The sequence below is a fragment of the Nonomuraea sp. 3-1Str genome, from assembly GCF_031570565.1.
Lineage (GTDB): Bacteria > Actinomycetota > Actinomycetes > Streptosporangiales > Streptosporangiaceae > Nonomuraea.
Genome location: NZ_JALHBK010000022.1, coordinates 14,454 through 28,924, shown reverse-complemented (window position 1 = coordinate 28,924; position 14,471 = coordinate 14,454). Strand labels below are relative to the sequence as shown.

Annotated in this window: 14 protein-coding genes and 1 pseudogene; 5 read left to right on the top strand and 10 right to left on the bottom strand. The window is 72.0% G+C overall.

What is annotated here, in order from left to right:
• Window positions 1-72 precede the first annotated feature (72 nt).
• The gene (locus MTP10_RS29240) at window positions 73-960 is read left to right on the top strand and encodes a LysR family transcriptional regulator (protein ID WP_310713123.1); all 888 of its coding nucleotides are present in this window, start codon (window positions 73-75) and stop codon (window positions 958-960) included.
• 228 nt (window positions 961-1,188) lie between these two features.
• Here MTP10_RS29240 and MTP10_RS29235 read toward each other — a convergent pair.
• From MTP10_RS29235 to MTP10_RS29220, 4 genes and pseudogenes are all read right to left on the bottom strand, one after another.
• Window positions 1,189-1,608, bottom strand: a pseudogene (locus MTP10_RS29235) (transposase); the annotation flags it as partial.
• Window positions 1,609-1,631: 23 nt separating this feature from the next.
• Window positions 1,632-2,375 (bottom strand): glucose 1-dehydrogenase, encoded by a 744-nt coding sequence (locus MTP10_RS29230; RefSeq protein ID WP_310713122.1) that lies wholly within the window; start codon window positions 2,373-2,375, stop codon window positions 1,632-1,634.
• Between the two features lie 66 nt (window positions 2,376-2,441).
• Window positions 2,442-2,837, bottom strand: a complete 396-nt coding sequence (locus tag MTP10_RS29225; protein ID WP_310713121.1) for a hypothetical protein — start codon at window positions 2,835-2,837, stop codon at window positions 2,442-2,444.
• Between the two features lie 211 nt (window positions 2,838-3,048).
• Complete coding sequence (locus tag MTP10_RS29220; RefSeq protein ID WP_310713120.1) at window positions 3,049-4,467, bottom strand: hypothetical protein; 1,419 nt, start codon at window positions 4,465-4,467, stop codon at window positions 3,049-3,051.
• 298 nt (window positions 4,468-4,765) lie between these two features.
• Between MTP10_RS29220 and MTP10_RS29215 the strand changes: the two genes are divergently transcribed.
• Complete coding sequence (locus MTP10_RS29215) at window positions 4,766-5,602, top strand: phosphotransferase (RefSeq protein ID WP_310713119.1); 837 nt, start codon at window positions 4,766-4,768, stop codon at window positions 5,600-5,602.
• 43 nt (window positions 5,603-5,645) lie between these two features.
• Here MTP10_RS29215 and MTP10_RS29210 read toward each other — a convergent pair whose 3' ends face one another.
• Window positions 5,646-6,074 (bottom strand): MarR family transcriptional regulator, encoded by a 429-nt coding sequence (locus tag MTP10_RS29210; RefSeq protein WP_310713118.1) that lies wholly within the window; start codon window positions 6,072-6,074, stop codon window positions 5,646-5,648.
• A 143-nt stretch (window positions 6,075-6,217) separates the two neighbouring features.
• Here MTP10_RS29210 and MTP10_RS29205 point away from each other — a divergent pair, with 143 nt between their 5' ends.
• Both MTP10_RS29205 and MTP10_RS29200 read left to right on the top strand, forming a co-directional pair.
• A complete protein-coding gene (locus MTP10_RS29205; protein ID WP_310713117.1) occupies window positions 6,218-7,105 on the top strand; it encodes an MBL fold metallo-hydrolase in 888 nt (295 codons plus the stop codon).
• A 26-nt stretch (window positions 7,106-7,131) separates the two neighbouring features.
• Complete coding sequence (locus MTP10_RS29200) at window positions 7,132-8,322, top strand: MFS transporter (RefSeq protein WP_310713236.1); 1,191 nt, start codon at window positions 7,132-7,134, stop codon at window positions 8,320-8,322.
• A 4-nt stretch (window positions 8,323-8,326) separates the two neighbouring features.
• Here MTP10_RS29200 and MTP10_RS29195 read toward each other — a convergent pair whose 3' ends face one another.
• Window positions 8,327-9,676 carry a M28 family peptidase gene (locus tag MTP10_RS29195; RefSeq protein WP_310713116.1) on the bottom strand — a complete coding sequence of 450 codons (1,350 nt, stop codon included), beginning with the start codon at window positions 9,674-9,676 and terminating at the stop codon, window positions 8,327-8,329.
• A gap of 72 nt (window positions 9,677-9,748) precedes the next feature.
• Between MTP10_RS29195 and MTP10_RS29190 the strand changes: the two genes are divergently transcribed.
• Complete coding sequence (locus MTP10_RS29190; protein WP_310713115.1) at window positions 9,749-10,576, top strand: alpha/beta hydrolase; 828 nt, start codon at window positions 9,749-9,751, stop codon at window positions 10,574-10,576.
• Window positions 10,577-10,657: 81 nt separating this feature from the next.
• Here MTP10_RS29190 and MTP10_RS29185 read toward each other — a convergent pair whose 3' ends face one another.
• The 4 genes from MTP10_RS29185 to MTP10_RS29170 all read right to left on the bottom strand — a co-directional run bounded on the left by MTP10_RS29185 (window position 10,658) and on the right by MTP10_RS29170 (window position 14,460).
• A complete protein-coding gene (locus tag MTP10_RS29185) occupies window positions 10,658-11,350 on the bottom strand; it encodes an SDR family oxidoreductase (protein WP_310713114.1) in 693 nt (230 codons plus the stop codon).
• Entirely contained in the window at window positions 11,347-12,153 is an 807-nt protein-coding gene (locus MTP10_RS29180) for a sugar isomerase domain-containing protein (RefSeq protein ID WP_310713113.1), read from the bottom strand. The genes MTP10_RS29185 and MTP10_RS29180 overlap by 4 nt, the downstream gene beginning before the upstream one ends.
• 91 nt (window positions 12,154-12,244) lie before the next feature.
• Entirely contained in the window at window positions 12,245-14,233 is a 1,989-nt protein-coding gene (locus MTP10_RS29175) for a GH36-type glycosyl hydrolase domain-containing protein (RefSeq protein WP_310713112.1), read from the bottom strand.
• The gene (locus MTP10_RS29170) at window positions 14,230-14,460 is read right to left on the bottom strand and encodes a hypothetical protein (RefSeq protein WP_310713111.1); all 231 of its coding nucleotides are present in this window, start codon (window positions 14,458-14,460) and stop codon (window positions 14,230-14,232) included. Before MTP10_RS29170 ends, MTP10_RS29175 begins: the two co-directional genes overlap by 4 nt.
• Window positions 14,461-14,471: the final 11 nt, after the last annotated feature.

Sequence of the window (14,471 nt, the reverse complement as noted above, 5' to 3'; positions counted from 1 at the left end):
CGAGCAGCCGCTCGCAACAACGACAACCTGCGCAAGGCTGCATTAACCGCTACATTAACGCGAAGGAGGATCGTGGAACTTCGCGACATCGAGATCTTCCTGACCCTGGCCGAAGAGCTGCACTTCGGACGGACCGCCGAACGGCTGTGCGTCACCCCCGCCCGCATCACCCAGGCCATCAAGAAGCAGGAACGCCAGATCGGCGCCCCGCTGTTCGAGCGCACCAACCGCATGGTCCGGCTGACCCCGCTCGGCCGGCAGCTCCGCGACGACCTCTGGCCCGTCTACACCGGACTGCAGGACGGTATGCGCCGCGCCAAGCTCGCCGCCCGGGGCGTCACCGCCGTGCTGCGCGTCGGCATGCTCCCCATCAACATCCAGGACCTGCGCCCCTTCTGGGACACCTTCCGCACCCGCCACCCGCAGTGGCAGCTGAAGATCCAGCACGCCTCCTTCGTCGATCCGTTCGCCGGGTTGCGCCATGGCGATGTCGACGTCCTGGTCTGCTGGCTGCCGGTCGAAGAACCCGACCTGACCGTGGGCCCGGTCCTGCTCGGCGAGCCGCGCGTGCTGGCCGTGGCCGCCGAGCACGAACTCACCCGGCTCACCTCGATCTCGCTGGAGATGCTCGCCGACTTCCAGCACGCGAACGCCCCAGGATGGCCGGACTACTGGGCCGACGGCTACGTCCCGTCCCACACCCGCTCGGGGCGCCGGATCGAACGCGGCCCGCTGGTTCGCAACACCGAAGAGGTTCTCACCCTGGCCAGCACCGGAGAGCTCGTCAACCTCTTCCCCGGCCACATGAGGCGCTACTGGAACCGCCCCGACATCGCCTACCTGCCCGTCCAGGACATCGACTTCCTGCGATACGCCCTGGTGTGGCGTACCGAGACCGAGAACGACCTCATCCGCGCCTTCGCCCGAGTCGCCGCCGACCTCGGCCCTCTCGCCCCCTGAGCCGCCCACCGGGCACGCCGCGTCGCTCTGGGACGAGCGGGTGAGAGAGGGCCGTGCTGGAACAGCTCGATCGCGGAAAGAGCTACGCCGGCCTCGACCTGCACCAGGTGCGCCACAGCGCCGCCAGCCACCTCGGCGAAGCCGAAATCCCGCTGCAGCTCATCATGGGCAGGACCCGCACAAAACCCCCACACCGCCAATCACGACCTCAAGCGATCCACGTCACAGGTTGTTGCAGCGTTCGGCCGCGTTGCGCTGCTTGGAGAGATCGGGATCATGGATGATGGGCCGGCCGCCGCGGGAGCCGCGCTTCTTGCGGTTGGCGGCCTGGTCGACCTTCTCCGGGATGACCGCTTTGATCCGGCGTCGGCGTGGATAGGCGCGGTTGCCGCGGGAGGAGTACGCCTTGTCCGCGGCCACCGCGCCCGGCCGGGTCCGCGGACGGCCGATGGGCAGGCGGATGTTGATGCGCTCCAGCACGGCGCGGAACTGCGGACTGTCTCCGGCCTGGCCGGCGGTCAGGACCAAGGGCAGCGGACGGCATCGACGGTCGGCCGACAGATGCGGCTTGCTGGTCAGGCCACCTCGCGAGCGGCCCAGCTTGGCCGCCTTCAGCCGGAACCGGTGCCGGCGTCGTAGCCGCCTTCGTCCGGCTCGCCGCCGGCGGCCGGTCAGATCATCAGGCCGCCGGAGACCCGCAGGTTCTGACCAGTGATCCATTGTGAGTCGGGCCCGGCCAGGAAGGCAACGACGTTGGCGATGTCCTGCGGGCGTCCCAGCCGTTGCAGTGGCGTCAGGGCCACAGTGTGCTCGATGGCCTGCTCCAGATGCTCCCCGGCAGCGGCGCGCATCATGTCTGTGTCGGTGGCACCAGGGGACACGCTGTTGACCGTGATGCCCCTGGGACCGAATTCGCGGGCGGCGACTGCGGTGATCGACTCCAGCGCCGCCTTGCTGGCGAAGTACAGGGCCAGACCCGGCACCGCACCGGCAGAGGAGATGTTGATGATCCGTCCACCCTCGCTGAGCCTTTCGGCAGCGGCTTGGATAACGAAGAACGGCCCCTTGGTGTTGACGGTCATCACCTCGTCAAAGTCGCTCTCGGTGGCGTCGCAGATGTTCCCCATCGGATTGATCGCCGCGTTGTTGACCACCACGTCCAAACCGGCCAGGTTCCGGTCGACCTCGCCGAAGAGGTACTTCACGTCCTCCAGGCGCCCCTGGTCCGCTCGTACCGCGATCGCCTGCCCACCAAAGGCCGCCACTTCAGCCACCACGTCCTCCGCCGCTGCCTGGTCGCGCCTGAAGCTGAAGATCACTGCCGCGCCCTCACGAGCCAGTCTCACCACAATCGCTCGCCCGATCCCGCGGGACCCGCCGGTCACCAGTGCCGACTTGTTGTCCAACGTTCCCATGCCAACTCCTTGCCGTCGGCGGCTCCCCTGATGGGAGCCCCTCACAGCAGAGTCGTGACACCGGTGTCAGTCTTGACATCCGCGCCGAAGAAAATCCGGGAAAGGGGCCAGCGGCACCGGGCCCTGCCGCGACCGAGGGCGAAGGCGCATCGCGACAGGGAGACTCCGGGGCTGAGCGGCGGCGGCCGTCATCTGCACCAGCCATTCGCGGTCGGCGGCCACCGCTTGCGGGCTCGGTGCGATGTCCGGTTCGGCCTTGGTCGTGCCGGACGCATGATCGGGCAGCCGGTGCCGGTCGATGACATCTCGCCGGAAGATCTCTTCGGGGTCGCGGAGCCCGCCGAACGGCCGCTGCAGGTCGCTCAGCGCGTCGCCGGACAGGTCCCTCCGGGACGGGGGGTCAGCAAGAAGATGCTGACTCAGACACTGCGCAAGGCGGCGGTAGACGCTGGTGTCGGCCACACCGGCGGGGCCGGTCGGCGTCGCCGGCAGGCGGGGCGGGCAGGCGGGGCGGGCGGGCGCGCGTCCCTACGCAAGGATCGACGGCCCGCCCGCGAAGCGCCACCGCGCCGGCACAGGGTCGCAGCTGGCGCAGCCGAACGTCGTCGGCGCCACGCCGCGGTCCTGTCAGCTCGTCCTTCCGGACGAGCTGACAGCCGGCTAGGAGCAGCCGTTATTGGACGGCGCCGGAACGGGTCAGGAGGTTCTCGTACCAGGCGTCGTAGGGGTGGTTGGTCGCCGGGTAGCTGGCCAGGGGGGTGGTGGCCATGTCCGCCGCGTCGAAGTCCCAGCCGCGCGCGAGCTTCCCCGACTGCCGTGCCGAGGCGATGAAGGCGGACTCCCTCGCCGGGGCGGCGTAGAACAGGGCGCCCTGCTGGAGCTCCGCGCTGTCGCCCTTCTGGAACTCGTCGAAGGCCGTCTGCGGGTAACGGATGCGGTCACCGGTGAACCGGTCGGTGTCCACACGGAGCGTCTGCGCCGGGGTCGGGCCGTCCGCCCCGGTCCACACGTGGACGCTCGACGTGCCGCGGGCCGAGGTGGTCTTGTCGAAGCGGGCGTCGGAGGTCTTCGCGTTCCCGCTCCACGACACCGTCGAGGTGCCGGTGTTCAGGGCGCCGTTCCACTCCCAGTTCTGGGTGTTGCTCTGGCTCCGGTGGATCTCGCGCAGCTGCGTGCCGGCCGGGCTGGTGAACGCGACCGTCGGCAGGACGCCGTTGTCGTACTGGTGGCTGGCCGACCAGGTGATCTCGCCGTCCGCGCCGAGACGCCCGACGCGGTACCACAGCGTGGTCGCGCTCTGGGACTGGTGGACCTCGACCAGGTCGCCGTTGTCGTTCAGCGCGACGGCGGGCGTCCTGCCGTTGTCGTACCGCCCATGGCGCAGCCAGGTCACCCGGCCGTCGTCGTACCTGCCGGTCCAGTACCAGAGCACGCCCGAGCCGGAGTCGTGCACCTCGACGACCTGCCCCTTCGCGTTGATCGCGATCGCCGGGTCGCTGCCGATGTCGCGCTTGTACTCCGCGCGGCTCTTCCCGTTGCCGGAGAGCAGCGTCAGGACGCGGCCGCGCAGCGTGTCCACCGACGGCGGGCTCGCCGGGTAGTCCGCGGCCGTCAGCAGCCGCGGCCCGAAGACGGAGACGAGCTCCTGGTTGAGCGCGGCCAGGTTGCCGGCGGCGAACGACGGATTGTCGGTCAGGTCGTCCTTGAGGTCGAGCATGACGACGAGCGGGGCGGCGGCCGGGTGCTGCGCGGACCACGTGTTGATCACGTTCAGCCAGTCGCGCAACAGGTTGGAAGCCGGGTTGCCGGAGTGGTCGACCTGGTCACCGGGCGAGTCGTGGCCGATGGCGTAGTCGCGCGCGGTCGCGTACCCGTTGTCGTGGACGTCGAGCTCGATGAAGCGCACGCCGTGGTCGAGCTGGTAGGTGATCGACTTCTTGGCGCCGGCGACGTCGCCGGAGTAGCTGTTGTGCGTGGCGCGGAAGATCGCCGACGGTAACGGCAGGTCCGCGTCGGCCTGCGCGTTCCCGCTGATCGTCAGCGCGGACGCGGCCATGGCGAGTACGGACAGCAGGGCCCTTGAACGGGTCATCCTCGGTCCTCACGTTGGGGGATGTCGGGGGCGAGGCGGTGCTGGGCGAGGATCCGGAGCTCGTTGGGGAACGACCGCCGAACGTAGATCATGTTCCGCAGGCAGCGCGGATTTGTCCAGCGTCTCCTGTCTTCTCGCCGCACTCCCTCGGTCACGAATCCGACTCGGCCCCGTCCTCGCCTCGACCGGCACGGCAAGGCGGTGACGGCGGCCGTCGTGCTGACCCTCGGGCTGGTGACGGCGGCCGGCGCTCACATAAGATCCAGTTCTCGCCTGCGCAGGGAAGGTGAACTCCTTCATGTACGTCGAACCATCCGAGGCCCATCCCGAGATCCCGCTCGCCGGCGGGGACGTCACCGAGGGCGTCGTGCGCGTCGGCGACACGGTGCGCCGCCCGGTCGGCCCCAACGCCCCGCTCGTCCACGCGCTGCTGCGCCACCTGGAGGAGGTCGGGTTCGCGGGCGCGCCGCGGTTCCTCGGCATCGACGCGGCCGGGCGCGAGGTGCTGACCTTCGTCCCCGGTGAGGTCGCCGGACGGCCCAGGCCGGCGTGGATCGCCGATGAGGAGCGGCTGGCCTCCGTCGGGCGTCTCGTGCGCGACTACGACCAGGCCGTCGCGGGTTTTGTCGTCCCCGCGGGGGTGCGGCCGGGTTACGGGGTCTCCGAGCCGCCGGGCATGCCGCCCAAGCCGTCGTACCCGGCTGAGGTGGTCGGCCACATGGACTACACGCCGGACAACATCGTGTTCCGGGACGGCAGGGCGGCCGCACTGATCGACTTCGACATGGCGAAGCCGGTCGCGAGGGTGGAGGAGGCGCTGAACGCGATGCTGTACTGGGCGCCGCTGGGCGACCCCGCCGACGCCGACCCGCCACTGCGGGAGGTGGACGTGCCGCGCCGCTGCCGGATCCTCGCCGACGCCTACGGCATGTCGGACGTCGACCGCTCCCGTCTCGTCGAGGTGGCCCTGCTGCGAGCGCGCCGGTCGTGGTTCTCGATGAAGCAGATCGCCGAGGAGCGGGGCGGCGGCTGGGCGAGGATGTGGGACGAGGGCGTCGGCGACAAGATCAAACGGCGTGAGGCGTGGCTGGAGCGCAACGCCGTGGCCATCGACGCGGCGCTGCACGCCGTGTGACCGTTGGTGACCGTCCGCCCGCCGGAGGCCGGCGGCACGGCCGTCATGGGCGGGTGATGGCCTGCTCCAGCAGGCCCTGAAGGGCGCGTTGCTGCTCAGGGCTGAGGCCGGCCAGCGGTGAGTCCTGCGTGAGGAGTTCGAGGAGCCGTTCGCGGAGAGCGATGCCCTGGGCGGTGAGCACGAGTTGCCGGGCGCGGCGGTCTGTGGGGTGCGCGCGGCGCTCGATCAGCCCCTGCTTTTCGAGCTTGTCGACGACGAAGGTGGCGTTGGAGGGCTCGCAGCTCATGCGTTCGGCCAGCTCGCGCATGGTCATCGGCCCGGTCATCTCGCGCACCGCGGTGGCCTGGGCCGCGGTGAGACCCACGGCGACGGCGCGTACGCGTACGTGGTCGGCGATCTGCTGGGCCAGTCCGTTCACCAGACCGCACAGCTCACGCTCGGCGATGGTCTGAGGCTCCGGGGACGTCGTCATACGGCCCATCCTAGCAACTCCATCAAGTCAGCACATTTCAAGCGGATACATTTCAAGCTTGAATATTTCTAGCTGTACGTTTACGGTGGCGTAGTCGCCGCCGAAGGGCGCGGCGACGACCTGACCACCGAAGGAATGGGATCATGACGAACTCCACGGTTGATCTGAGCGAGCGGCTGCGCCGGCCGTCGGGGATCCGCTCGGTGCGGCTGGGCGCTACGAAGGTGTCCTTCGTGCCGGACGGCGCTGTGCAGGGGAGGCCGCTCGCCTGGCTGCCGGACACCACCGATGACGTCTGGGCCGCTCATCCGGAGTACCTGGATGCCTCCGGTCATCTCGTGGCGAGCATCGGCGGCCTGCTGGTGGAGAACGGCGACCGTGCGCTGCTGATCGACGCGGGGTTCGGCCCGCAGTCAGTGCCGGCCGCGCCGGGACAGCCGAACGGCGCCATCCACGGTGGCGCGCTGCTGGACGGTCTGGCCGAACTCGGCCGCGGGCCGGAGGAGATCGAGGCGGTGGCCTTCACCCACCTGCACGCCGATCACCTCGGCTGGGCCTGGCACCCCGCTCCGGGCGGTGACCGGCCCGCGTTCGCCCAGGCCGGCTACCTGGTGTCCGAACCGGAATGGGCTCAGCACCACCTGCTGGAGGCTCAGGGCATGACCAAGGAGATCGCCGCCCTGGCGCCGCGCGTCCGTACGGTCGTGGACGGGCAGGAGATCTTCCCCGGCGTGCGGGTCCGGATCGCCGCCGGTCACACGCCGGGTCATGCCGAATACGTCATCACCTCGGGCGGGCAGCGGCTGATCGCCTTCGGCGACGCCCTGCACTCACCGATCCAGGTCGACCACCCCGAATGGTCCTGCGTCTACGACCACGACCCTGTCCGGGCCGCCGACCACCGCCGCCGTCTCGTCGCCGAGCTGGAGGAGCCCGGCACGATCGGGTTCGGCGGCCACTTCGCCGACGTGGTGTTCGGACGGGTCCGGCGGGACGGCGACGGCCCCGCCTGGCGCCCTCTCGACGCCTGAGCCATCCGGAACGAACGGTGACAACGATGATCGCGCGCGGGCTTCCCGCGAAGGCGCGTACCAGCTACTGGCCGGGCATCGTCGCGGCCGCGCTGACGACGACGGTCACGGTGATGCCCGGCTTCACCGTCGGCGCCCTCGGCCCGGCGATCGAGCAGGACCTGCGCGTCTCCCGTACCGCCGTCGGGCTCATGATCAGTGCCTTCTACGCCGCCACGGCACTGGGCTCACCCATCGCCAAGCGCGCGGCGGCACGTCTGCCCGCACCCGTGGTGCTCGCCGTCGCGGCGGTGGCCGCCTGTGCCGTGCTGCTCGTCGTCTCCCAGGCGGACGACCTGGCCACGATGACGGCGGCCCTGGTGGCCGGCGGGCTGAGCAACGGGCTCGTCCAGCCCGTGGCGGGCAGGCTGATCGCCGCGCGTGTCCCCGTTCGCCGGCGCTCGCTGGCCGCCGGCACGATCGGCGCGGCGCTGGGGGCGGCCACCATCGTGCCCGGCCTGCTGGTCGCCCTGGTCCTGCCGGTCCACGGATGGCGCACGGCGATGGTGGCCGCCGGGCTGATCGCCCTCGTCCCGGTCCTGCTCACCCCGCTGACCCGTCTCCCGCCCGGCCCCTCCCCGGAACGGGTGGAGCGGGGCGCCACCGCTCGGGGGACGGGGGGCGTGCTGGTGCTGTGGGCGTTGGCGGCCGCGCTGTCGGCCACCGGTAACAACGCGGTGGCGACCTACTTCGTCCAGCTGGGCACCCACTCCGGGCTGCCCGCCACCGTCACGGGCAACCTGCTGTCACTCAGCGCCCTGCTGGCCGTCGCCGTCCGGCTCGCCGCGGGTGCGCTCACCGATCGGGCCCCGCACCGCAACCCGGCGGTGATCATCGCGATGATGCTCACCGGGGCCCTCGGGCTTGTACTGATCGCGATCGGAACGCCGGTGACGTTCGTCCTGGGCGCCGCACTGGCCTTCTCCGCCGGGTGGGGCTGGACCGGGCTCCTGCTCGCCACCACGTTGCGGCTGGTCGCCCACCAGGCGGAGAACGCCGGGCACACCGTCCAGATCGGCGTCTACTCCGGCGCCACCATCGCCCCGTACGCCTTCGCCGCGCTGTCCGACGCCTTCGGCTACGCCGGATCGGCTCTCCTCGCCGCCACCGCCGCCTTGGCCGCGGCCGCGTCCATGACCGCCGGAACGCTGCTGTCCCGGCGCCTCGGCGAAAGGTGACGGCTCAGGCCGTGGCCGTCCTCCGGCCGCCTCCGGCCTCGTCCTCCTCCCGCAGTGTGTCCGGTGTCCAGCCGGCGGTGCCCGCCACGATGCGTACGGCCGCGCGGGCCAGCGGCTCCAGCCCCGCCACGTCCACCTTGTCCAGGGTGTCGGCCGAGTCGAACAGGTACATCGGCGCCGACAGGAAGTGCACCAGCGGCACGCCCTCGGGATGGAAGAACGCGCCGTCGGTCGGCGGCATCGGCGAGAACGCGTCCGGCGGCAGCACGAAGGACCGGCGCAGCCGCTCCGCCTCCAGCGTCGTGGCGACCAGACTCTCCAGGCGGGGCGCCCGGGTCGTGAACCACCACCTGACCTCGGGGTCCGGAGTCGGCCGCAGCATGCCGTCCACGCTCTCGCACCGCAGCGCGGCGTGCTCCAGATGCACCTGGAGCACCACGTCGGCGAGCAGGGAGCGGTGCCGCTCGATGAAGGCCCTGGTGCCCGCGGCATGGGCCATGTGCCCGGAGGTGAACAGGAACATCAGGTTGTGCGGCCGCTCCGCGGCGGGCACGCGCGCCCAGTGGCGCGCGGCGGCCAGCACCAGCGCGACGCCGGAGGCGTCCTCGACGGCCGACGCCCACGGGCCGTCGTGGTGGGAGGCGACGATCACCCAGTGCGGCGAGGCGCCCGGCAGCGTCGCGACCACGTTGTGCGTGGTCACCGGCTCGCGGACCGCCTCGGCGACCAGCTCGCCCTGGCAGGGCAGCCGGGCCAGCAGCCGCCGGGCGTCGTACCCGGAGAGCCACAGCCCCGGGATCGGCCGCTCGACGGCATCGTAGGGCACGTAGTAGTCGCGCGTCTCCCACGGCACGCCCGTCAACGCGCCCACGAACCCGGCGGCGCCCGCCTCCAGGGCGGGCTCCACGACCCGCATCATCCGCGGCCCGAACGGGATCGTCTGGACCAGCGTGTCGAAGACCCCTTCCGGATCGTAGGCCGACGTGGCGAGCGTCCTGACGAATGACTGCGGCACCTCGGCGAAGGCCAGCTCGTCCACCGCGATGTCGCCGGGCCGCGCGTCGCCGAGCGGGGCGACCCTGGCGCGCAGTCCGCCGGTCGGCGCGGTGAACGGCAGCGGCATGCCCGCGAACTCCGTGCCGTCCTGCAGCCGCAGGACTCCGGCGCCCGGCTGCCAGCGGGTGAGCTCCACCGGCTCCAGCGAGACGTCGAGCCCGAACGCGGCCAGCCGGTCCGCCAGCCACCGCTCCGTCCACACGTCCGCCGGATAGCCGGGACGGCGGATGCCGCGCGACACGACGGTCTTGATCCAGCCGAGCATCTCCGCGGCCGAGGGCACGTGTTCCATGACCATGATCCAACCATTGACAAGGGACGCGTGTGAAGCGAGAGTTCCGGTCATCCGTACATATCTGAGGGAGGCTGTATGAGGCTCCTCGCCGCAGTCGTCTTACTCGTCCTGGGAGTCGTCGTGGCACCGGCCCGGGCGGCGGACACCATCGAGGCGCACTACCGGACGGCCGGCCCCTGGGCGGTCGCCACGGCAGACGTGCCGGGCTATCGCCTCACCTACCCGGCCGACCTCGGCGCCGGCGGCTTCAAGCATCCGATCATCACCTGGGGCAACGGCACCAACGCCGTGCCCACGCAGTACTCCGGCGTGCTCACCCAGCTCGCCTCCTGGGGCTTCGCCGTGGTCGCGTCCACCGACACCACGACGGGCACCGGCTCGGAGATGATCGCCGCGGCGCAGTACCTGGCCGACAGGAACGCCGACGCCTCCAGCGTCTTCTACGGCAAGCTCGACGTGACCAAGGTGGGCGCGGTCGGCCACTCCCAGGGCGCCGGCGGCTCGGTCAACACCGCCATCAAGACCAGCGGCCTCATCGACACCGTCGTCCCCATCTCCCTGCCCGCGCCGATCTGGGTGAGCCCGGGAGACGCGTTCTCCGTCAGCAAGCTGGCCTGCCCGGTGCTGTTCCTCAGCGGGGCCAACGACGTGATCATCTCTCCCCACTCCGCGATCCAGACGTACTACGGCCAGGTGCCCAACGCCGCGGCGAAGGCGCTGCTCAAGGGCGCCGACCACAACACGATCCAGGGCACGGGCGGCGGCTTCCTCGGCTATCTGACGGCCTGGCTCATGTACCGGCTCCAGGACGACACCTACGCGCGGGGCGCCTTCGCGGGCGCCGCCCCGGAGCTCAACACCAACGCCGGCTGGCAGAACCAGGCGGAGAAGAACCTGCCCTAGCCGGCCTCTGGCGACGTGGCGCGACGGCGCCCGGGTTCCCGGTCGGCGCGGCCGTGGCCACGTCGCCTTCCCGCAGCGCGTTCATCGAAGGTGCCACCCTCCGTCGACGGGGATGACCGCGCCCGTGGTGCGCCCGGACGACGGCGAGAGCAGCCAGAGCACGGCCTGGGCCACCTCCTCCGGCCGGCACAGCCGGGCGCCGAGCGGCATCAGCGAGGGCAGCCTCGCCTGGATGGCCTCGGAGGTCTGGGCGCGGCGGCTCATCGGGGTGGCCACCAGCCCGGCGGAGACCAGGTTGACCCGCACCCCGTGCGGCGCCGCCTCGCGCGCCGCGGTCCTGATCAGCGGGATCAGCGCGCCCTTGGCCGAGGCGTAGGCCACGGTGCGGAAGTCGTCGTCGATCGACGTGCCCAGCGCCGAGCCGATCACCACGATCGACCCGCCCCGCGGCATCGCCGGGATGGCCGCGCGCAGCAGCCGGAAGACCGATTCGTGGTTGACCCGGTGCACCTCGCTCCACGCCGCGTCGGTGCAGTCCGCCACGCCGCCGTCGCCCAGCGCCCGGCCGGACATGCCGACGGCGTGCACGACGCCGGAGACCGCCCCGTGCGCGGCCGTCGCCCGGGCGAGCGCCTTCTCCGCCCCGCCGGGCCGGGTGATGTCGATCCCGCCGGCCAGGTCCACGCCGAAGGCGGGCACGCCGGACGCCTCGACCGCCTCGACGCAGGCGCGGCCGATGCCGCCCTCCGAGCCGGCCACCAGAACCGCGCTCATGGCTTCCCGGGCGCGTCGGCCGGCTTCCTGAGCGCGTCGGCCGGCTTTCTGAGCACGTCGGCGGCGCGGCGGGCATGCTCCAGGTAGGCGGCCTCGAACAGCTCCTCGGAGCGCGGGCCGCCGACGAGCTTGGCGCTGGAGATCACCGGCGGCGTCCAGCCGCCCGCGACGAGCAGCTCCGCCGTGCGCACCTTGATCTCGTTGACCACGGAGACCGCGGCCAGCGTGCTGCCGGGGCCGACCGGCTCGGCCAGCCCGTCCACGGGGCACAGCGCGTCGCCCACCGGGGTGCACAGGTCGATCACCACGTGGGCGTGGTCGGCGAGCCGCGTCCCGCTGGGGTGGCCGGGCTCGACGGCCGTGGTCTCCCGCATCGAGGTCACGGCCACCACGGACAGTCCCGCCTCGCGCAGGCCCATCGCCATCTCGATCGGCACCGCGTTGAGCCCGCTGACGCTGAAGATGATCGCCGCGTCCGTCGGCCGGAGCTCGAAGTTGGCCAGGATGGCGTCGGCCAGCCCTTCGACCCGCTCGACGAACATCGCCTGCCGCATCCCGTTCGACCCGGCCACCTGCGTGTAGAACGTCGTCGACAGGTCCACGATGGGATGGAAGCCGGGATACGAGCCGTAGCGGGGGAACATCTCCTCCACGCCGATCCGCGAGTGGCCGGTGCCGAACGTGTGCACCACGCCGCCGCCGCCGATGGCGGAGTACGCGATGCGCGCCGCCGCCGCGAGGGCCTCCTCCTGTGTTCGCTCGATCTCGCCGAGCAGCTCCATCGCCCGCCGTATCCACTTCATCCAGATCTCCCTCCATTGAGCGCGGCGCCACCGCGCCGCCCATCCCGGTGCCGAGAACGGCGAACAGCACGTCGGACGTCCCCGGACCGCGTCATGGGCCTGCGGTCAGGACGCGCGAGACGAACCGGGCGCCGTCCCGTGCCCCCGCGCGCCTGCGGAAGGGCTCGACGCCGAGCAGCCGCAGGTAGGCCAGCAGCGGCTGGGAGTGGCTGTGCAGGTTGGCGACGGGATACGCCTGCATGGCGATGCCGAGGCCGGCGAGGTCCCAGGTGCGGCCGGGGCGGTCCGTCTCGGGCGCCAGGTAGGCGTCGGGCCCGGACAGGGTGCCCTCCCAGACGTTCGGGTAGGCGGCCGCGTGCGCCGCCAGGGACATCCGCCGCCACCACTGCCAGCCCAGCTCGGGAACGTGGTCGGCGGCGGCCCAGATCAGCGTCATGTTGATCGCGTACCAGATCGTGCCGACGCCGCCGGGGCCGTAGTGCTCCCGGACGGGCCAGCGCAGCCGGGCGCCCAGCGGCGAGCCGGCGGCGGCCGTGGCCTCGATCCTGCGTAACAGCTCCGCCGCGCGGCCGGCCGGGGCGGCGCCGCACAGGATGGCCCATGGCTGCACCTCCAGCCACATGTCGCGGTCCCCGACGACGGCTCCGGGGCCGTAGGCGCGCCGGAACCAGCGGCCGTTCCACTCCTCGGCCACCAGCCCGCGAAGCTCCTCGGCGACCTTGCGCGCCTCGATCCCGGTCGCGAGATCGCCGAGCCGCTCGGCCACCACCGCGTACCGCGGCAGCACCCAGGCGGCCATGGCCGAGTTCAGGACGGACTCGCCCCGCGCGATCATCAGCCCGCGATCGACCCCGCTCTCGGTGATGGCCATGTCGTTCCAGTCGGCGTTCAGCATCCGCACATGGCCGTGCTCACCCCGGCCGACCACGTCGGCGAAGAACCGGAACTGCCGGCGCAGGTGCTCGCCGAGCGGCACCGGCTCGGCCCGGTGGACCGGGTGGTACGGCACGGGCTCGCGCAGCGCCGCCTCGTCGCCGGTGGCGGACAGGTACTCGGCGGCCAGCCACAGGGCCCACAGGTTCTGGTCCGACGGCCGGAACAGGCCGGTCCACGGCTGCTTGTCCGGTCCGAGCGCGTAGGGCAGGTCACCGTCGGGGCTGCCCCAGGCACACGTGTTGCGCAGCACGGACAGGGCCAGGTCCGGCTCGGTGTAGACCAGCGGCAGCGCGTGCTGGAGCGGGTCGCGGGCGGCGCCGTTGAACCCGTGCCGGAAGGAGTAGCACGACCCCTGGTCCAGGGTGTGCCCGCCGAGCACGCCGTCCGCGCAGGCGGCGCCGGTCAGCAGCGCCGCGTGCCACGGGATCTCCCGCTCGGCCTCGGGCGCGCGGGGGGCGGACGCCCGGGGCAGCCGGTCGCGCAGGGCGGCCAGGCTGCGGCCGAACGACGCCTTCGCGTCGTCCAGCAGGCCGTACCTGAGCTCGACCAGCCGCTCACCATGGGCGTCGAGGACGAGGGGGACGGCCACCCGGCCGGATCGGGTCCGGCACGGCTCCGCCCCGCCGACGACCTCCAGCTCCAGCCCGGGATCCTCGCCCGGCTCCGCGCCGGTGAGGAGCCGGACCTCGGCGGGTCTCGCCGTCCACTCCTCGGTCAGCGTCAGCCGGGCCGGCTCGCCGAGCAGGTTGCGCACGCGCAGCCGGATCAGCACCCACGGCGCCTCGCCCTCGGGGCAGAGCACGGTGCGTTCCAGCGACACCCGGTCATCCGCCACCCGGACGATCACGAACGTCGGCCCGAAGATCCGCTCGGATCCCGAGATGTCCGTCGAGAGTCCGCCCACCCGGGTGACGCCCGTGTCGCGCGTGAGCCACCTCAGGCCCGTGTGCTCGTCGAACAGGCCGCTCAGGCCGTAGTTGTCGGCCACCAGCGTGATCCGCCGGTTGCCCAGGTGGACGGCGTGCCGCCGGGTGGGCGGGTCGAGGACGGGGTCCCACTCGGCACGCGGATCCCGGTCCTGGTCCATCGTGTAGGAGAAGGCGGGCAGTCCGTGCGCGGTGGTCCAGGTGCCGAACGCGCTCATTCCTGCACTCCCCCGAGCGTCAGCCCGGCCACGTGGTGGCGCTGCAGCGGGGAGGTGAACACCAGGTCGTACGCCTTGGTCTGGTGCAGCCAGGCGGAGATCTTCCCCCGCGGGACGCCGTCGGCCGGCACCGTCACCTCCGGACCGGAGCCGCAGGCGGACAGTAGGCCGGCCGCCGTGGTCGGCGCGGCGGCTCCGAGCGGGTGGCACCGGGGCATCATGGTCATGCTGGACCTCC

What these genes read in the sequence shown, in the direction of transcription:
- MTP10_RS29230 (WP_310713122.1), bottom strand. Translation starts at nt 2,375, where the DNA reads ATGGGAACGTTGGACAACAAGTCGGCACTGGTGACCGGCGGGTCCCGC.
- MTP10_RS29220 (WP_310713120.1), bottom strand. Translation starts at nt 4,467, where the DNA reads ATGACCCGTTCAAGGGCCCTGCTGTCCGTACTCGCCATGGCCGCGTCC.
- MTP10_RS29215 (WP_310713119.1), top strand. Translation starts at nt 4,766, where the DNA reads ATGTACGTCGAACCATCCGAGGCCCATCCCGAGATCCCGCTCGCCGGC.
- MTP10_RS29210 (WP_310713118.1), bottom strand. Translation starts at nt 6,074, where the DNA reads ATGACGACGTCCCCGGAGCCTCAGACCATCGCCGAGCGTGAGCTGTGC.
- MTP10_RS29205 (WP_310713117.1), top strand. Translation starts at nt 6,218, where the DNA reads ATGACGAACTCCACGGTTGATCTGAGCGAGCGGCTGCGCCGGCCGTCG.
- MTP10_RS29200 (WP_310713236.1), top strand. Translation starts at nt 7,132, where the DNA reads ATGATCGCGCGCGGGCTTCCCGCGAAGGCGCGTACCAGCTACTGGCCG.
- MTP10_RS29195 (WP_310713116.1), bottom strand. Translation starts at nt 9,676, where the DNA reads ATGGTCATGGAACACGTGCCCTCGGCCGCGGAGATGCTCGGCTGGATC.
- MTP10_RS29190 (WP_310713115.1), top strand. Translation starts at nt 9,749, where the DNA reads ATGAGGCTCCTCGCCGCAGTCGTCTTACTCGTCCTGGGAGTCGTCGTG.
- MTP10_RS29185 (WP_310713114.1), bottom strand. Translation starts at nt 11,350, where the DNA reads ATGAGCGCGGTTCTGGTGGCCGGCTCGGAGGGCGGCATCGGCCGCGCC.
- MTP10_RS29180 (WP_310713113.1), bottom strand. Translation starts at nt 12,153, where the DNA reads ATGAAGTGGATACGGCGGGCGATGGAGCTGCTCGGCGAGATCGAGCGA.
- MTP10_RS29175 (WP_310713112.1), bottom strand. Translation starts at nt 14,233, where the DNA reads ATGAGCGCGTTCGGCACCTGGACCACCGCGCACGGACTGCCCGCCTTC.
- MTP10_RS29170 (WP_310713111.1), bottom strand. Translation starts at nt 14,460, where the DNA reads ATGACCATGATGCCCCGGTGCCACCCGCTCGGAGCCGCCGCGCCGACC.